This is a genomic window from Paenibacillus albicereus (assembly GCF_012676905.1).
Taxonomy (GTDB): Bacteria; Bacillota; Bacilli; order Paenibacillales; family Paenibacillaceae; genus Paenibacillus_O; species Paenibacillus_O albicereus.
The window spans coordinates 1,198,544-1,215,212 of sequence record NZ_CP051428.1; the positions used below are offsets into that span (position 1 = coordinate 1,198,544).

General features: G+C 66.5%; 12 protein-coding genes. 9 read left to right on the plus strand and 3 right to left on the minus strand.

The annotated features are described in order from the left end of the window. Window positions 1-626 precede the first annotated feature (626 nt). Window positions 627-965, minus strand: a complete 339-nt coding sequence (locus HGI30_RS05300; protein ID WP_168906691.1) for a c-type cytochrome — start codon at window positions 963-965, stop codon at window positions 627-629. Between the two features lie 115 nt (window positions 966-1,080). Between HGI30_RS05300 and HGI30_RS05305 the strand changes: the two genes are divergently transcribed. From HGI30_RS05305 to HGI30_RS05315, 3 genes are read left to right on the plus strand one after another with little or no spacing between them, the layout of a single operon-like run. Further along, entirely contained in the window at window positions 1,081-2,049 is a 969-nt protein-coding gene (locus HGI30_RS05305; protein WP_168906692.1) for a helix-turn-helix transcriptional regulator, read from the plus strand. Between the two features lie 12 nt (window positions 2,050-2,061). Beyond that, the gene (mutY, locus tag HGI30_RS05310; RefSeq protein ID WP_168906693.1) at window positions 2,062-3,381 is read left to right on the plus strand and encodes an A/G-specific adenine glycosylase; all 1,320 of its coding nucleotides are present in this window, start codon (window positions 2,062-2,064) and stop codon (window positions 3,379-3,381) included. Then, window positions 3,378-4,022: a bifunctional 4-hydroxy-2-oxoglutarate aldolase/2-dehydro-3-deoxy-phosphogluconate aldolase gene (locus HGI30_RS05315; RefSeq protein ID WP_168906694.1), complete on the plus strand. Its 645-nt coding sequence runs from the start codon at window positions 3,378-3,380 to the stop codon at window positions 4,020-4,022. The genes mutY and HGI30_RS05315 overlap by 4 nt, the downstream gene beginning before the upstream one ends. 700 nt (window positions 4,023-4,722) lie before the next feature. Here HGI30_RS05315 and HGI30_RS23025 read toward each other — a convergent pair. Beyond that, window positions 4,723-6,267 carry a cytochrome P450 gene (locus HGI30_RS23025; RefSeq protein ID WP_235680330.1) on the minus strand — a complete coding sequence of 515 codons (1,545 nt, stop codon included), beginning with the start codon at window positions 6,265-6,267 and terminating at the stop codon, window positions 4,723-4,725. A gap of 197 nt (window positions 6,268-6,464) precedes the next feature. On the opposite strand from HGI30_RS23025, the gene HGI30_RS05325 reads away from it, so the two are divergent. The 3 genes from HGI30_RS05325 (at window position 6,465) to HGI30_RS05335 (ending at window position 10,645) form a co-directional block, all read left to right on the plus strand. Then, a complete protein-coding gene (locus HGI30_RS05325) occupies window positions 6,465-7,034 on the plus strand; it encodes a glycerol-3-phosphate responsive antiterminator (RefSeq protein ID WP_168906695.1) in 570 nt (189 codons plus the stop codon). A gap of 13 nt (window positions 7,035-7,047) precedes the next feature. Continuing rightward, a complete protein-coding gene (gene glpK / locus HGI30_RS05330) occupies window positions 7,048-8,544 on the plus strand; it encodes a glycerol kinase GlpK (RefSeq protein ID WP_168906696.1) in 1,497 nt (498 codons plus the stop codon). 262 nt (window positions 8,545-8,806) lie between these two features. After that, on the plus strand, window positions 8,807-10,645 hold the full coding sequence (locus HGI30_RS05335) for a glycerol-3-phosphate dehydrogenase/oxidase (RefSeq protein ID WP_168906697.1): 1,839 nt from the start codon (window positions 8,807-8,809) through the stop codon (window positions 10,643-10,645). A 184-nt stretch (window positions 10,646-10,829) separates the two neighbouring features. On the opposite strand, the gene HGI30_RS05340 is transcribed toward HGI30_RS05335, so the two are convergent. Then, window positions 10,830-11,786 carry a glycoside hydrolase family 5 protein gene (locus HGI30_RS05340; protein WP_407945031.1) on the minus strand — a complete coding sequence of 319 codons (957 nt, stop codon included), beginning with the start codon at window positions 11,784-11,786 and terminating at the stop codon, window positions 10,830-10,832. 580 nt (window positions 11,787-12,366) lie between these two features. Here HGI30_RS05340 and HGI30_RS05345 point away from each other — a divergent pair. The 3 genes from HGI30_RS05345 to HGI30_RS05355 all read left to right on the plus strand — a co-directional run bounded on the left by HGI30_RS05345 (window position 12,367) and on the right by HGI30_RS05355 (window position 16,611). Further along, window positions 12,367-13,848 (plus strand): DHA2 family efflux MFS transporter permease subunit, encoded by a 1,482-nt coding sequence (locus HGI30_RS05345; RefSeq protein WP_168906698.1) that lies wholly within the window; start codon window positions 12,367-12,369, stop codon window positions 13,846-13,848. A gap of 190 nt (window positions 13,849-14,038) precedes the next feature. Beyond that, window positions 14,039-15,823, plus strand: a complete 1,785-nt coding sequence (locus HGI30_RS05350) for a cache domain-containing sensor histidine kinase (protein WP_168906699.1) — start codon at window positions 14,039-14,041, stop codon at window positions 15,821-15,823. Further along, on the plus strand, window positions 15,820-16,611 hold the full coding sequence (locus HGI30_RS05355) for a response regulator transcription factor (RefSeq protein WP_168906700.1): 792 nt from the start codon (window positions 15,820-15,822) through the stop codon (window positions 16,609-16,611). Before HGI30_RS05350 ends, HGI30_RS05355 begins: the two co-directional genes overlap by 4 nt. The last annotated feature ends 58 nt before the right edge of the window (window positions 16,612-16,669 follow it).

Sequence of the window (16,669 nt, forward strand, 5' to 3'; positions counted from 1 at the left end):
CTTGCAGGGGTGCGTCCGCCAGCTAGCGTGATGCAACGCGCTGCTTGCAGGGGTGTGTCCGGCAGCTAGCGTGATGCATCGCGCTGCTTGCAGGGGTGTGTCCGGCAGCTTGCATGATGCAACGCGCTGCTTGCCGGGATGCGTCCGGCAGCTAGCGTGATCCAATGCGCTGCTTGCCGGGAGGCGTCCGCCAGCTTGCATGATGCAACGCGCTGCTTGCAGGGGTGTGTCCGGCAGCTTCGGCAATGCTTAACCCGCACTGAGCCGTGAGCCGCTTGCAGCTGCCTGCAGGCGGCGTCCTGACGATAGCCGTCAGCGCAAAAGCTTTCCGAACCGGAGCTTGCAAAGCAAACGAGACGAAGCCGGAATCAACCGGCTTCGTCTCGTTTGCTTTTTAGGCCGATGGACTTCTTAAAACGATCTGGAGTCCACGTTTCCCTCCATTGTTTAGACGCCTTCCATATATGCCAAAATTACCGCCGTCGGCGGCAATGAGGTGAAAATGGCATTCCTACAGGCGGGCGAGCCGTTCCCGCCGCCGCTTGCTCGCTTTTGCCGAGGCCGGACAGCCCGCCCGCCGCCGCTTACTCGCTTTTGCTTAGGCCGGATAGCCCGCCCGCCGCCGCTTACTCGCTTTTGCCGAGGCCGGACAGCCAGCCCGACAGGACGCGGATCTCATCGGCCGTCAGCCGCTCGCCGAAGGCGGGCATGGAGGCTCCGCCTTGCTCGATCTGACGCGTGATCTCCGGCTCCGACAGCCGCGCTCCGACGTCATGGAGGTCACTGGCCGGCCCCATGCGCCCTTTGAGGTCGGTGCCGTGGCAGCTGATGCAGCTTTGCTTGTACAGCGCGACCGCCTCCTCTGGACCTTCAAGGCTCGCTTCTCCGCGCTCGGCGCTGCTTCCGCAGCCTGCGAGCAGGGCGAGAATCAGCGCGGCCGAAGCCGCTGCCCAAGCTGTTTTCATGGAATGGAAGCTCCTTCCTTCGTTTAGAATGATTTCAATTTTAGAGTTTATTTCGTATAATACCCGAAACGGGATCTTCGGCTGGCCCGGAGCCTATGGACAGGGAGCTGAGCGGATGGATCGGAATGAATCGGTTATTATTAGGCACCGGCTGAGGCAGCTGCACGCCACGTTTTCGATGGCATCCGCCAGCGAGCTGCAGCCGGGGAAGCACGGAGAGCTGCTGCTTCACGACCAGCATTGTCTCGTCCTGCCCGTTACGGGACGCTGCGAGATTCAGATCAAGGGCAAAAGCTCGCATGTCGCCGAAGCCGGCGGCCTCTACTACTATCGCGAGGGCGTCCAGACGAGCTGCGTCGTGCGGGAAGGAGAGCCGTTCCGCTTTTATTGGATCTCCTTCCATCTCGATGCGGGCAGCACGGAATTCATCCGCCTGCTGAAGCTGCCGATCCGCTCTCGGATCGACGACCCGGAGCGGGTCAAGACGCTGTTCCGGCAGCTCGCCGACAGCCGCAGCCGAAGAACGCTGTCCGACGAGCTCAAGGCGCGGGCGGTCGTGATGGAGCTGGTCGCCTTTTTCCTGGAGGAGGGCCTCCGCTCGGGGGAGATGCTGTCCGAGCATCCCGAGCTTCAGCTGCTGTCCGGGGTGCTGAGCTACATCGACGAGCATCTGATGGATGCCCTGACGGTGGAGGAGCTGGCGAAGCTCGCCTACCTCCATCCCAATTACTTTATCACGTATTTCCGCAGCCTGACAGGACTGACGCCGATTCAATACGTCAACCAGAGAAAGATCGAATACGCCCGGGAGCTGCTCGACAGCGGCGAGCTGCCGGTGCAGGAGGCGGCGCGCGCGATCGGCCTCAACAACCCCTATTTCTCCCGCCTGTTCAAGCAGCAGATCGGCCTCTCGCCGAGGCGCTACCGCCAGCTGATGGCCGAGCGCAGGGAACATCTGGAGCAGCAGGAGAAGCAGCAGCCCGCGCTGCCCGAAGCCGGACCGTGGCTGGAGGAGTTCGCTTGGCTGGACGAGCCTCAGGCGAGTCCCCATGCCATCGCGCGTCCGATCGCCAGCCTGGCCTAGAAGGAGAACGACATGAACCCAACGACCAAGACGGATACGCCGGCAACGTACTTCAGCCGCGAGCTGCTGGCCTGGTATCGCGCCAGCAAGCGGACGCTGCCCTGGAGGCGCGACCGGGACCCCTACCGGGTCTGGGTATCCGAGATCATGCTGCAGCAGACGCGAGTCGATACCGTCATTCCTTATTACGAGCGCTTCATGGCCCGCTTCCCGACGCTCGAAGCGCTGGCCGAGTCGCCTGAAGCCGACGTGCTCAAGCACTGGGAGGGCCTCGGCTATTATTCGCGCGCCCGCAACCTGCAGGCCGGAGCGCGCGAGGTCGCGGAGCGCTATGGAGGCCGGGTGCCCGACGACAAGGCCGCTGTATCCTCGCTCAAAGGAGTCGGCCCGTACACGGCCGGAGCGATCATGAGCATCGCGTTCAACCGGCCTGAGCCGGCCGTCGACGGCAACGTGATGCGCGTCCTCTCACGCTATTTCAACCGCGACGAGGACATCGCCAAGCCGTCCACCCGCATCGGCATGGAAAAGCTCGCCGCCTCGCTCATTCCCGAGGGAGCGGCGGGCGACTTCAACCAAGCGCTCATGGAGCTCGGAGCGCTTGTCTGCACGCCCCGTACGCCGGGCTGCCTGACCTGTCCGGTCATGGTCCTCTGCGCGGGACGGCTTGCCGGGCGCGAGACGGAGCTGCCGGTCAAGGCCAAGGCGAAGCCGCCGAAGCCGGAGCTGCGCGTCGCCGCGATCATCGAGGGCGCCGGAGCGCATGCCGGCAAGGTGCTCGTCCGGCAGCGGCCGGACAGCGGACTGCTGGCGAGCCTATGGGAGCTGCCGCATGTGCTCTTGGACGAGCCGGCGGTCAAGCCGCGCGGCCGCGAGGCGAAGCTGGCCGCCGCGGCGCAGCCGCCGGTGGAGCGGCAGGCCGCGGACGCGGCCGAGCTGCTGCGCCGGCTGGAGGAGGAGACGGGGCTGCGCGCCGTCGCCCGACGCTGGCAGGCGACGGAGGAGCATACGTTCAGCCATCTGCACTGGCTGATGCGCGTGTACGCGGCGGAGCTGGACCTTGGCGGTGACGCCGCTCGCGGGGCGGCCGCGCGGCTGCGCTTGCCGGCCGCGCGCGGCGGAGTCCCGAATCTCGGCGCGGCGAGCATCGCGGCCGAAGGCTTGGCGGGAGCCGCGCTCTACGAGGCGGCGGCCGCGGCGGAGCCGCAGCTGCCTGCGGGCTACGCCTGGATCGGACGGGGGCAGATGCGCGAGCTTGCTTTCCCGAACCTGTTCGCCAAGATTCTGTACGACTATTGGGATTCGATCGGGGAAGAGGAGGACGAAGGATGAGCCTGCTGCTGGATGCGCTGATGCGCGAGAAGATCGTGGCGATCTTCCGCGGCATCGGACGGGAGGAGGCGGACGGCGCGGCCCGCGCGCTGGCGGCCGGAGGCGTCCGCCTGATGGAGGTGACGCTCAACACGGACGGAGCGCTGCCGATCCTCGCCCGCTGGCGGGAGCTGCTGGACGGGCAGGCCCATGTCGGAGCGGGAACCGTGCTCGACGAGCGGATGGCGCGCGAGGCGGTCGCGGCCGGGGCCGAGTTCCTCATCTCGCCCAACCTCGACGAGGCGGTCGTCGAGTACGGCGCGAGCCGCGGCGTCTCGGTCTGGCCGGGCGTCATGACGCCGACGGAGATCGTCCGCGCCTGGAAGGCCGGCGCCGAGGCGGTCAAGATTTTCCCGATGGGCTCGCTCGGACACCGCTATCTGCAGGAGCTCAAGGCGCCGCTGGACCACATCCCGATGATCGCGACCGGCGGCGTCGACCTGGACAATATCGGCGACTATCTGCGGGCCGGAGCCGACGCCGTCGGGCTCGGCAGCAAGCTCGTCCAGCTCCAGCTCGCCCGCGAAGGGCGATTCGAGGAGATGGAGCGGCGCGCCGCCGCGTTCGTCGCGGCCGTCCGGGCCGCAGAGCCGCAAGCGTAGACGGCTGCGCGGCTTGGCTGCGCCCGGCGTGATGAAGCATGCGGGCGCAAGGGGCGATGTCCGTGCGGCTAGGCAGAGGCCGGATCGGCGAAGCCTGCTCGTCTGCGCCTTGTACGGCGAGACAGAGCGGGGCTGTCCGGCTCAAGGCGGGGCGCGCTGGGCGTGCGGCCGAGCGCGGAAGGGGTCGAGACGGCCTTCATGGGGCGCGCTGGGCGCGCGGCCGAGCGCGGAAGGGGTCGAGACGGCCTTCATGGGGCGCGCTGGACGTGCGGTGGAGCGCTGAAGGGGTCGAGAGGGCCTTCACGGGGCGTGCTGGGCGCGCGGCCGAGCGCTGATGGGGTCGAGACGGCCTTCACGGGGCGTGCTGGGCGCGCGGCCGAGCGCTGAAGGGGTCGAAACAGCCTTCATGGGGCGTGCTGGGCGTGCGGCCGAGCGCTGAAGGGGTCGAGACGGCCTTCATGGAGCGCGCTGGGCGTGCATTCGAGGCAAAGAATGGAACACCGATCTCATGCAAAAAGCCTTGCCCGTTCAACGGGCAAGGCTTTTTGCGATGGCGCAGCTCCGCGCCGTACCGTCAGCGCCTACCGCCGTACCGTCAGCGCCTACCGCCGTACCGTCAGCGCCTACCGCCGTACCGTCAGCGCCTACCGCCGTACCGTCAGCGCCTACCGCCGTACCGTCAGCGCCTACCGCCGTACCGTCAGCGTCGCAGCCGCAGATTCCGCAGCCGGATGCGGCTATGCGGCAAGGAAGGGATCTCGCTGAGGCTGAAGCTCAGGTCCTGCTCCGGCAGCTCGTAGGACAGCCGGCTTGCGAGGAAATCGAGGCTTTCCTTCATGATCTCAAGCGTAATCCACTCGCCGGCGCAGCGGTGGCCCGCATCGTGGCCGCCTCCGCCCTGGGGCACGAACTTGAACGGACTGCCCTGCCAATCGGCGAAGCGCTCGGGCTGGAACGACTCCGGATCGGACCACAGCGCCGGATGGCGGTTTGTGGCGTACAAGTCGAGCAGGACGAGGTGCCCGGCCTCCAGCCGGAAGCCGGCCCATTCGGCCGGCTCTCCGGCGCGCGCCGCCGCGACCGGGAAAAACGGGTAGAAGCGCCGAACCTCCTGCACGAACCGCTGAAGCAGCTCCTCGCGCTTCCCGGTCCTCCACTCCGCCCCGCGCTCGCCATGGTCTTCGTCAATGCGAACCGGCCCATCCGCGTGACGCGACCCGTCACCGCGAACCGGCGCATCTGCCCGACCCGACCCGTCACCACGATCCGGCCCATCCGCGTGACGCGACCCGTCACCGCGAACCGGCCCATCAGCCCGACCCGACCCGTCACCACGATCCGGCCCATCCGCCCGACCCGACCCGTCACCACGATCCGGCCCATCCGCGCCACCCAGCCCGTCCGCCCGACCGAGTGGATCCCCGTCGTTCCGCGCCAGTCGGGACGCCTCCTCCGGGTGATGGATGACGGCATGCGCGGTAAAAGCGACGTAAACCGCGACGGCGACGATCGGCCGCAGGATGTTGAGCAGCTCGACCGCGGCGATCTTCGCCGGCAGCAGCCCGCCCTGCAGATCGCGATGCAGCGCGATCGTACGCAGCGCGGTGCCTTCGGGAACTTCGAGCCTGCCTTCGCGCACGTCCTCGATCAGGGCGGCGAACCGCTTCTCGCCTTGGCGCCGGCTCCGGCGGCCCTTGACGTAGGCGAGGCCGAGCGAGGCCGGGGCCTCGTACATCGCGCCGAGCGATTCGGCCAGCCGCGGAGCGTCCTCGGACTCGAGCGGCACGCCGGCCCAGGCGCAGGCGGCGCGGGCCAGCAGCAGCTTGGCCTCCTCGTACAGCTCGATGTCGTCGCGGCCCTCCCAGCGGCCGGCGGCCAGCATCCATTCGCGGGCGACGATGTCCCGCATCTCGCGCAGCGCTCCGCGATGCATGAGCGACATGAACATCGCCTTGCGATGGCGATGCTCCGCCCCGTCGAGCCCCTGCACCCCTTGCTCGCCGGTCAGCGTCTTCTGCACGCGCTTGGGCATGGCGCCGCTGCGGACGAGCTTGCCGCTGTCGTAAAAGAAGCGAGCCGCCTCTTCCCCGCGCAGGACAAGCGCCTTTTCCCCGAGCAGCCTCGTCTCGAACGCATCCGACTGAAAGGCGTCGGCCCGATTCTGGCCGAAGCGGTAGCCCTCTTTCAGCAGAGCCAGCGTATGGTCCAGTCCTTCCTCCCGCGCAAGCGGCTTGGCGTGATCCATCCTTGCTCCTCCTTCATCCGGGCGAGCGGTCCGCGCCCGCCCGACGGCCTTGTTTGCTGCTTCTTACCCGCAAGGGCTTCCTTGCAAGCATGGGCCAGAGCGGCGGCAATCATACGCTCGCCGACGCGCGGAGCGGTTGACATCGCTTCCAAGAGCCCGATACAATCGTGCAGAAGGCGAAGGAAGGAGAAGCGCGCATGACATTTCCATCCCAGCCCGTGCTGCCGGCCGCACGGAGCATGAAGCAGCTGGAGCGGCTGCTCCGCTCGTCGTACACGCATCTCATCCTGCTGGACAGCCACGTCAGCCGGCTGAGGCCCGCCGCCGATCTCGCCGCGGCGCACGGCAAGCAGCTGCTCATCCATGCGGACCTGATCGAAGGGCTCAAGAACGACGAGGCGGCGGCCGAGTTCCTTTGCCAGACGATTCGTCCCGCCGGCCTGCTGTCGACGCGGGCGAGCGTCATCGCCAAGACGAAGCAGAACGGCTTGCTGGCGATTCAGAGAATCTTCCTGCTGGACAGCGGAGCGCTGGAAAAAAGCTACGCGCTGCTGGCGCGCTCGCAGCCGGACTGCATCGAGGTGCTGCCGGGCATCCTGCCGGGCCTCATCGCCGAGGTGCGCGAGCGGACCGGCCTGCCGGTGCTTGCGGGCGGGCTCGTCCGCACGGCGGGCGAGGTGGAGGCGGCGCTGGCGGCCGGCGCCTCGGCGGTGACGACCTCGCGCGAGCCGCTCTGGAAGCAGTTCGAGGCATCACCCACCCCCTAGGAGGCGATTCGACTTGAGCGATACCTACATCCTGTCCATCGACCAGGGCACGACGAGCAGCCGCGCGGTCATCATCGGCCGTGGCGGCGAGTTCGTCGCGTCCGCGCAGGAGGAGATCCGCCAGTACTACCCGCGGCCGGGCTGGGTCGAGCATGACGCCAGCGAAATTTGGGTGTCGGTGCTCGGCGTCATCGCCGCAGCGCTGTCCAAGGCGCAGCTGCGACCGGATCAGATCGGAGCGATCGGCATCACCAACCAGCGCGAGACGGCGGTCGTCTGGGACCGGGCGACCGGCTATCCGATCCACCGCGCGGTCGTCTGGCAGTCGCGCCAGACGGCGGGCATCTGCCAGGAGCTGCGCGAGGCGGGGCACGAGGACGCGTTCCGCAGCAAGACCGGCCTGCTGCTCGATCCGTACTTTTCCGGCACCAAGATCAAGTGGATCCTCGATCATGTCGAGGGCGCGCGGGAGCGGGCGGAGCGCGGCGAGTTGCTGTTCGGCACGATCGACGCCTGGCTCGTCTGGAAGCTGACCGGCGGAGCGGTCCACGCCACCGACTACACCAACGCTTCGCGCACGCTGCTGTTCAACATCCATGAGCTGCAATGGGACGCCGAGCTGCTCGGCATCCTCGGCGTGCCGGAGGCGATGCTGCCGGAGGCGCGGCCGTCCTCGGGCAGCTTCGGCGAGACGAGCGAGGCGCATTTCTTCGGCTGCCGCATCCCGATCTGCGGCGTCGCCGGCGACCAGCAGGCGGCGCTGTTCGGGCAAGCCTGCTTCGAGAAAGGCATGGCCAAGAACACGTACGGCACGGGGTGCTTCATGCTGATGAATACCGGCAGCGAAGCCGTCGCCTCCGCGCGCGGCCTGCTGACGACGCTCGCCTGCAGCGCGGACGGCGGTCCGGCCCAGTACGCGCTCGAGGGCAGCGTGTTCGTCGCCGGCTCTGCCGTGCAATGGCTGCGCGACGGCATGCGCATGCTCAAGGCCGCGAAGGACAGCGAGCTGTACGCGATGCGCGTGGACTCGACCAAGGGCGTCTACGTCGTGCCGGCGTTCGTCGGGCTCGGCACGCCGTACTGGGACAGCGAGGTGCGCGGAGCGGTATTCGGGCTGACGAGCGGCGCGGAAAAGGAGCATTTCGTACGGGCGGTGCTGGAATCGCTCGCCTATCAGACCCGCGACGTGCTCGCCGTCATGGAGGAAGACTCCGGCATCCGGCTGAGCTCGCTGCGCGTCGACGGAGGCGTCGTCCAGAACGGCTTCCTCATGCAGTTCCAGAGCGACATCCTCGGCGTGCCGGTCGAGCGGCCGGAGATCAACGAGACGACGGTGCTCGGAGCCGCCTATCTGGCAGGACTCGCTTCCGGCTACTGGCAGGATCTCGAGGAGCTGAAAGCGATCTGGAGCATGGAGCGGCGCTTCAAGCCCGCCATGGAGCCGGAGCGCCGCGAGGAGCTGTACGGCGGCTGGAAAAAAGCGGTCGCCGCCGCAAGGGCTTTTCAATAGCGCCGCCATCTGGTACGCTTGGAGCAACAAGTTGATACGCTCGGCGCTGAGAACGGGAGAACGCCGCAAGGACCGGACCGCCTGCATGATGCAGGCCGGACGCGGTTCCTTGCGGCGTTTTTCATGCCGGGAGGCGGACGGGGGAGCGAAGCGCCCCGATCGCCTTGGCGCCGGAGGGCGGGAAAGCGAGGACGTGCAGATGGCAAGAAGCGGAACGGACGGACAGAGGGGAACGGACAGCGGGAGGGAAACCGAAATCGGGATGAGAGCGGCGAACGGCCCGCCGCCGGCACGAGGAGCTGCCGGGGGCGGGCCGGGGACAGCCGGGGCCGGAGAACGAGCGGCAGACAGAGCCGGAGAACGAGCGGCAGACAGAGCCGGAGGCCGAGCGGGGGAGGAGCCTCCGGCGTTCTCCGCGCTGGAGCGGGAGAGTCTGCTGTCGCGGCTGCAAGGCGAGACATGGGACGTGCTCGTCATCGGCGGCGGCATCACGGGGGCGGGCATCGCGCTGGATGCCGCGTCGAGGGGCCTCAAGACGGCGCTCGTCGAGATGCAGGACTTCGCCGCCGGCACGTCGAGCCGCTCGACGAAGCTCGTGCATGGCGGGCTGCGCTATCTCAAGCAGCTGGAGGTGCGCATGGTCGCCGAGGTGGGGCGCGAGCGGGCGATCGTGTACGAGAACGGACCGCATGTGACCGTGCCGGAGCGCATGCTGCTGCCGATCTACCGGGGCGGCACGTTCGGCCGCTGGTCGACGTCGCTCGGCCTCGCGCTGTACGACCGGCTCGCCGGCGTGAAGCTGCGGGAGCGGAGGCGCATGCTCGGCGCGGACCAGACGGCGGAGCTGGAGCCGCTGCTGAAGCGGGACGGGCTGCTCGGAGGAGGCAGCTATGTCGAGTACCGCACCGACGACTCGCGGCTGACGATCGAGGTCGCCAAGAAAGCGGCGGAGCTCGGCGCCTGCGCCGTCAACTACGTCAAGGCCGAGGGCTTGCTGTATGACAGCGGGGCGCATCCTGCCGGCGGGGCGTCCGCGGCAGAGGACGGACGCCGCAGGCTGTGCGGCATCCGGGCCGTCGATCGGATCGGCGGCAGCGAATTCGAGCTGCGCGCCCGCGTCATCGTGAACGCGGCCGGCCCTTGGGTGGACGGCATCCGCGAGCTCGACGGCTCGCGGCAGGGCAAGACGCTGCGCCTGACCAAGGGCGTGCATCTCGTCTTCGACGGCGCGCGCTTCCCGCTGCGCCAGGCCGTCTACTTCGATACGCCGGACGGCCGCATGATGTTCGCGATTCCGCGCGACGGCAAGACGTATGTCGGGACGACCGACACCGACTACGACGGCGATCCGGCTCATCCCCGCATGTCGGAGGAGGACCGGCGCTACATCGTCGATGCGGCGGCGGCGATGTTCCCGAAGCTGAGGCTGACGGCGGATGACGTCGAGTCCAGCTGGGCGGGCCTGCGGCCGCTGATCTTCGAGGAAGGCAAGGACCCGTCGGAAATTTCGCGGCGCGACGAGATTTTCCGCTCGGACTCCGGCCTGCTCACGATCGCGGGCGGCAAGCTGACCGGCTACCGCAAGATGGCCGAGACGGTGACGGACCTCGTCGTCCGGGAGCTGGAGCGCGCGGGGCATGGCCCGTTCGGCCGCTGCCGCACGCGGACGCTGCCCGTCTCCGGCGGCGACGTCGGCGGCTCGGCCGGGCTGCCGGCTGCCGTCGCGGCTGCCGCGGCGCGAGGCTCGGCGCTCGGGCTGCCGGAAGAGGACGCCCGGCGCATCGCCGAGCGCTACGGCAGCAACGCCGCCGCAGTGCTGGAGCAGCTGCCGGACGAGGCGTCCGCGCGCTCCGCCGGCTTGCCGCGAGCGCTGATGGCCGAGCTCCGCTACGCGATGCGCAGCGAGATGGCGGCGCGGCCGGCGGATTTCCTCGTCCGACGCACCGGCCTCGCGCTGTTCGACCGGGAGGCGGCGGTCCGCTGGCGCGAGCCGGCGCTGCGCCTCATGGCGCGCGAGCTCGGCTGGACGGACGGGCAGCTGCGCTCCGGCGCGGAAGAGCTCGACCGGGAGCTGGCGAACGCGGTGCAGCCTCAGGCTTGAAGCCGGACGGCAGGCTCAGCTCGGCTTGCGAGGCGCAGCTCTCCCGTCGCGGGGGAAGCGGCCAGCGGGGACCGGGAGCGATCCGCCACCGCGAGAAGCATGCTCCAGCTCAAAGAAGGCAGCCTTCGGTCACGACCATGACCGAAGGCTGCCTTTTTCATGGAGGAAACGGAACCGCCGACGGTCAGTACACGCTCGCCTTCACGCTCGTCTGCTTGATGCCGTTGGCGTTGTTCAAGCCGTATACGACCGTATTGCCCCAATCGGTCAAGGTCCCGCCGGCGCTGCGGGCGAGATCGAGGTAAGCGTAGCTCGAGCCGTTGCCGTGCCACGACCAGGCCGTCCAGCCGACCTTCTTCTGCTGCGTGTAGCTGAGGATCGTCGCCTCGTCCACGTCGCCGTTCGTATGGTACTGGCCGAATTCTCCGATCGTCAGACACAGCCCCTTGTTCAGCACGTTGTCGATGTTCGTCTTGATCGTCTGCGCGTTGCCGCCGGCATACTCGTACATATGGATGGAGAACATCGTATTGCGCTGCGGATCGGCGGCGAGCACGCTCTGTCCGTAATCGCGGATGGAATCCGGGTACTGGCCCCAGCCCGCGCCGTCGACCATGATCGTATGCGACAGCCCGGCGCTGCGCAGCTTCGGAATGGCGGCTTTATAGCCGTCCGCCCAGCCGCTGCCGTTCCAGGTGCCGTACCACTCGTTGGCGACGTTGAGGATGACGTACTTTTCCTGGCCGATCAGCGCGTTCTTGATCTCGATCCAGTAGTTCACCGCCTTGTCCAGCTCGGCCGCGCTGTCGCTGCCGGTCGCGTCATGCACCTCCAGCACCGCGATCATCTTGTATTGCTTGACCAGGGAAATGATGGCGCTTACATTGGCGGCCGTATCCTTGGTGTACTGGCTGCCGTTGGAAAGGACGACGCGCACCGTATTGGCGCCGGTCGCGGCGATGGCCGGAATCGCCGTGTTCAGGTCATTCTTGAACCACGTGTGGGCGTAGTTCACGCCGCGCATCACGAAGGGCTTGCCGTTCGCGTCGTACAGCGTCGTGCCGCTGACGTAAAATCCGGAGGCGGCATGGGCGGTGCGCTCCATTCCCGGCATCGCCGCGAGGAGCGTCCAGGCGGCCATCAAGGCAAGAACTAGGTTAAGCGCTTTCATCTTCATCATCAATCTCTCTCCTTTGCTGAGGGGGATGGCTAGAGGATAACACGTCCAGAAAAAGATAAAGATGGAATCGATTTGGATTTCTTGTCTTGTATGATGCAGTTTGTTAGGCGGCCTGTTTGCAGGTGCAAGCGCTTTACATTCAAAAAAAAGAGGCCCGCGCGAGGCGCGGGCCCAGAGAGAATATATGAATAAGGGGGGGTCTGCTAGTTACTATAAAGGCGCTAAATGAAAGCTAGCTGAAGAAAAGATTACAGACAGATTACAAAATTGAAAACAACGCTTCATCAACGCTTCATATAAAAAAGGATTGAACGAAAAATAGCGCCATGATATAATCCATAGCGCGTTGAAGTTTACTTTAACTCACACAGGTCAAACCATTCTTATCCCACTTTAATTGTACCTGCAGAGCTTGAAGTTGTCAACGCTCATTTTATTTCCAAAAAAAGGTAAAGGAGGGGGCTTCACCGGCACGGTTGGACCTCGTTGTCCGCCCAAAGTCTCGCCCATCTTACGCTCGCGGAGCAGAAAGCAGGAGCCTATGCCAGAAACGACGTTCCAACCGGAGCGCAGCGGAGATGATTTTTCGCTGAAAGCGATCCTGATGCCGCTTTTGGCCATCATCATCGGCATGATTATGATTATCCTCGACAGCACGGTCGTGAACAACGCCATTCCGAAGCTTGTCGACTACTTCGACACCGATCTGAAGACGATCCAATGGACCGTCACCGGCTACACGCTGGCGCTCTCCGCCGTCATCCCGCTTGCCGGCTGGATGGCCGACCGGTTCGGCGCCAAGCAAGTCTTTCTCGTCACGATCGCTCTCTTCACGGTCGGCTCCGTGCTGTGCGGCATCGCTCGGACGCCGGAGGAGCTGATCCTCTATCGGGTCATTCAAGGACTGGGCGGAGGCATGGTCGGCCCGATCGGGCTGGCCATGGTGTTCAAGCTCGCTCCCCCGGAGCGGCGAGGCTCGGTCATGGGCCTCATGGGCATACCGATGCTGATGGCCCCGGCGTTCGGTCCCGTCCTGTCCGGCTGGCTGGTCGACGCGGTAAGCTGGCACTGGATCTTCATCATCAACCTGCCGATCGGCGTCCTCGCGCTGATCCTCGCCTGGAAGTTCCTGCCGAGATCCGAGCGCCACGAGGCGCCGCATCTCGATGTGTACGGCATGCTGCTCGCGCCGGTCGCCTTCTCCATGCTGGCGTACGGCTTGACCGAAAGCGGAACCAGCTGGACTTCGGCCTCGACGATTACGGGGCTCGCCGTCGGCGGCGCCGCGCTCGTCGCCTTCATCTTCGTAGAGCTGTCCCAGAAGCAGCCGCTGCTGGAGCTGCGGGCGTTCCGCTCGTCCGACTTCACGCGAAGCATCATCCTGACGTGGATCGTGCAGCTCGCGCTGTTCGGCGCGATGCTGATCCTGCCGCTGTACCTGCAGCGCGTGTTCGGCTACACCGCGCTGGAGACCGGCTGGATCCTGATGCCGTATGCCGTTTGCGCGGGCATCGGCATGCCGATCAGCGGCCGGCTGTTCGATCGGATCGGCGCCCGGCCGCTTGCTTTTGCCGGCCTTGCCGTCGTATCTGCCGCGTTGTTCCTCCTGTCCGGAATCTCGCTGGATACTCCGCTCTGGACGATCATCCTCTACATCTCCATGATGGGTCTCGGGATGAGCTTCGCCATGATGCCGCTCAACACGCATGTCCTGAACTCCGCCCCTCGCGGCCTGGTGAGCCGCGTCACGCCGCTGACGACGGCGGCCCAACAGGTCGTCGTCTCGTTCGCGGCCGCCGGCTTGACGGGATATCTTACGTCCCGCATCGCCGCCCATGGCGCAGGAGGAAGCACGGATCCGCTTCGCGCCGCCGTCCTCGGCTACGGCGACACGTTCTTCCTGTCGGCAAGCCTCACGGCCGCCGGCGTCGCCCTGACGCTGCTGCTGCGCAGGCCGAGGCATGAGGCTCCAGGCCCGGCTGCGGGCGAGGCGAGGCCGGGCGAGGCGATGACGGACCGCTGACCGTCCGACTCTTTGCCCCTATGCAAGCTGCCTTGGACGCGGCCTTCGAGCCGGCCAAGGCTTTTTTTTGTCCATTCTCGGCTCTCGGCCGCCGTTCTTCCTCCCCCTTGCGCCGCTCCGGCGCCTGCTCCTATAATGAGTCACGACTTCACCAAGCGAGCCAAGCTCGAACCGGAAAGGAAGATTCGCGATGAGAACGCGGCTGCGAAACGCCAACACGCTGCGGAACCAGATTCTCGCCGTCTGCTTGCTCGTCATGGCGCTCGTGCTGCTGTTCGTCGGCTTCTTCACGTACAGCCGCGTGTCGACCGTCATTACGAGCAACGCGGAGCGCCAGCTGCAGCAGACGGCGATCGAGGCGATCGGCCGGATGGAAACGCTTTACCGCCAGGTCGACATGCTCTCCAGCCAGGTGATGACCGCATCCGAGGTGCAGCAGCTGCTGCTGCAGGAGTCACGCGGACGCCGCTCGACGCTCGGCCAGCGGCAGTCGCTGCTGCAAAGCGTGCGCACGCTGCAGGTGTATTCCGACGGCATCGCCTCGTTCGACCTGTTCACCCGGGATTACCGCAGCCTGTCTCCGCTGGACGAGAGCCGGCTGACCGACCGGCTGCAGCCCGAACAGATCGGCCTCGCCGACCGCGGCAGCGGGCGCCTGACGTGGATCGGAGAGGATCCGAAGGACCCGGCCTATTTCCTCGCCGTCCGCAGCGTGCGGCTGATGGACCATTCGTTCGAGAGCGCGGGCTATCTGCTCGTGCGCATCGAGCGCAGCTACTTCAACCTCGGCGCGGACGAGGCGCAGGAGCGCCGCGAGTTCATGACGCTGCTGGACGGCGAAGGCCGCGTCATCACGTCCGACTACGGCGGCTCGGCGGAAGCGCTCCTGGACTCGGCCGACCATAACTTGGACATCGGCGGGGAACCCTACCTGCAGGTGCGCCAGACGTCCCAGCTGACGGGGTGGAGGCTCGTCATCCTGGCCCCGGTGAAAAGCCTGACGGAAGGCATCGGCGCGCTGCGCACCGCGATCGTCGTGTCGGGCGCGGTCGGCTTCCTCATCTGCCTCGTCTGCTCGTTTTTCCTCAGCGCGATGATTACGAGGCCGATCCTGCGGCTCATCAAGACGATGCGCGGAGCGCGCCTCGGAGAGCTGCGGCCGAGCCCGGAAGTCCACTCGACCGTGGAGATCAACGAGCTGACCAAGACGTACAACCAGCTCGTCGGCCATATGAACGACCTGATCCAGGTCATCTACGAGAAGGAGCTCGTCCGCAGCCGCACCGAGCTGAAGGCGCTGCAGGCGCAGATCGACCCCCACTTCCTGTACAACACGCTTGAAGCGCTGTTCTGGGCGCTGCAGGACAAGGACGAGGAGGAGCTCGCCAACCTCGTCGTCGCCATGTCCGATCTGTTCCGCTATACGATCGGCAGCGAGCACGGGAGCGAGTGGGTGACGCTGCGGGAGGAGCTCGACCATGCGGAGCGGTACATGCAGCTGATGAAGCTGCGGTTCGGAGACCGTCTCGACTGGAGCATCTCGGCGCCGCCGGACAGCCTCGAGCTGCGCATGCCCAAGCTGCTGCTGCAGCCGCTCGTCGAGAACGCGATCCTGCACGGCGTCGGCGCCAAAAAAGGGCCGGGCTCGGTGTCGCTGCGGGTCGAGCCGGCGGGCGAGCCGGATCTGTGGTCGGTCGCCGTCGAGGACGACGGCCCGGGCATGGAGGCGGCGCTCGTCCAGGAGCTGGCCTCGTCCCTCGGCGAGGGCGGCTTGCCGGGCGCGGGCGGCAAGGTCGCCGGCATCGACGCCGGCAGGGAGGGCGGCAAGGGCAGAGGCAGCGGCATGGCGCTCGCCAACGTGAACAGGCGCCTGCAGCTTTATTACAAGGATCGTCCGCCGCGCGGACTTCGCATCGAGAGCAGGCCGGGGGAAGGCACGACGGTCGGATTCGAATTACCGGGAGGGACAGCATGAAAAACCGGCTGACGGTGCTCATCGTCGACGATGAGCCGAGAACGAGGCAAGGACTGGCCAAGACGCTGGAAGGCTGGGCGGAGGGGCGCTTCGACATCTTCTCCGCCGAGAACGGGGACGAGGCGCTGGAGCTGGCGGCGGAGCGGCCGATCCATCTGCTGCTGACCGACATCCGCATGCCGGAGATGAACGGGCTGGAGCTGATCCGCGCGATCAAGGAGCGGGGCAGCGATCCGGTGGCGGTGCTGCTCTCCGGGTATTCCGAGTTCGACTACGCGCAGGAGGGCATCCGGCTCGGCGTCGTCAACTATCTGCTGAAGCCGGTGACGCGCGCGAAGCTGCTGGAGGCGGTGGAGCAGGCGCTTCAGATCATCGAGGAGCGGCGCCGCCGGGGCGCGATCGAAAAGATCGTCGATCTGGAGCTCGCCGGCATCAAGGAGGAGGATCGGCTCGTGCCGCAGCCGGTGCAGGACGCGATCCGCTTCATCGAGGACAACGTGCGGGCGCCGCTGACGCTGCGCGAGGTCGCCGAGCACGTGCATCTGAACCCGAGCTATTTCAGCTCGCTGTTCAAGGAGAAGACCGGCATGACGTTCAGCCAGTTCGTCGCCCGCAGCAAGCTGCAGGCGGCCAAGAAGCTGCTTTACTCGACCGGCCTGCCGGTCGGGGAAATCGCCGAGCAGGTCGGCTACCAGACGGCCAAGTATTTCATCACCTTGTTCAAGGAATACGAGGGCATGACGCCGAGCCAGTACCGCCGAAGCCTGTCCGAGGACGCCGACACCTGAAAATAACGGACTTTTCCCTAATCGCCGTTACCTTATTTCAAGCCGGGTAAACCGCTAT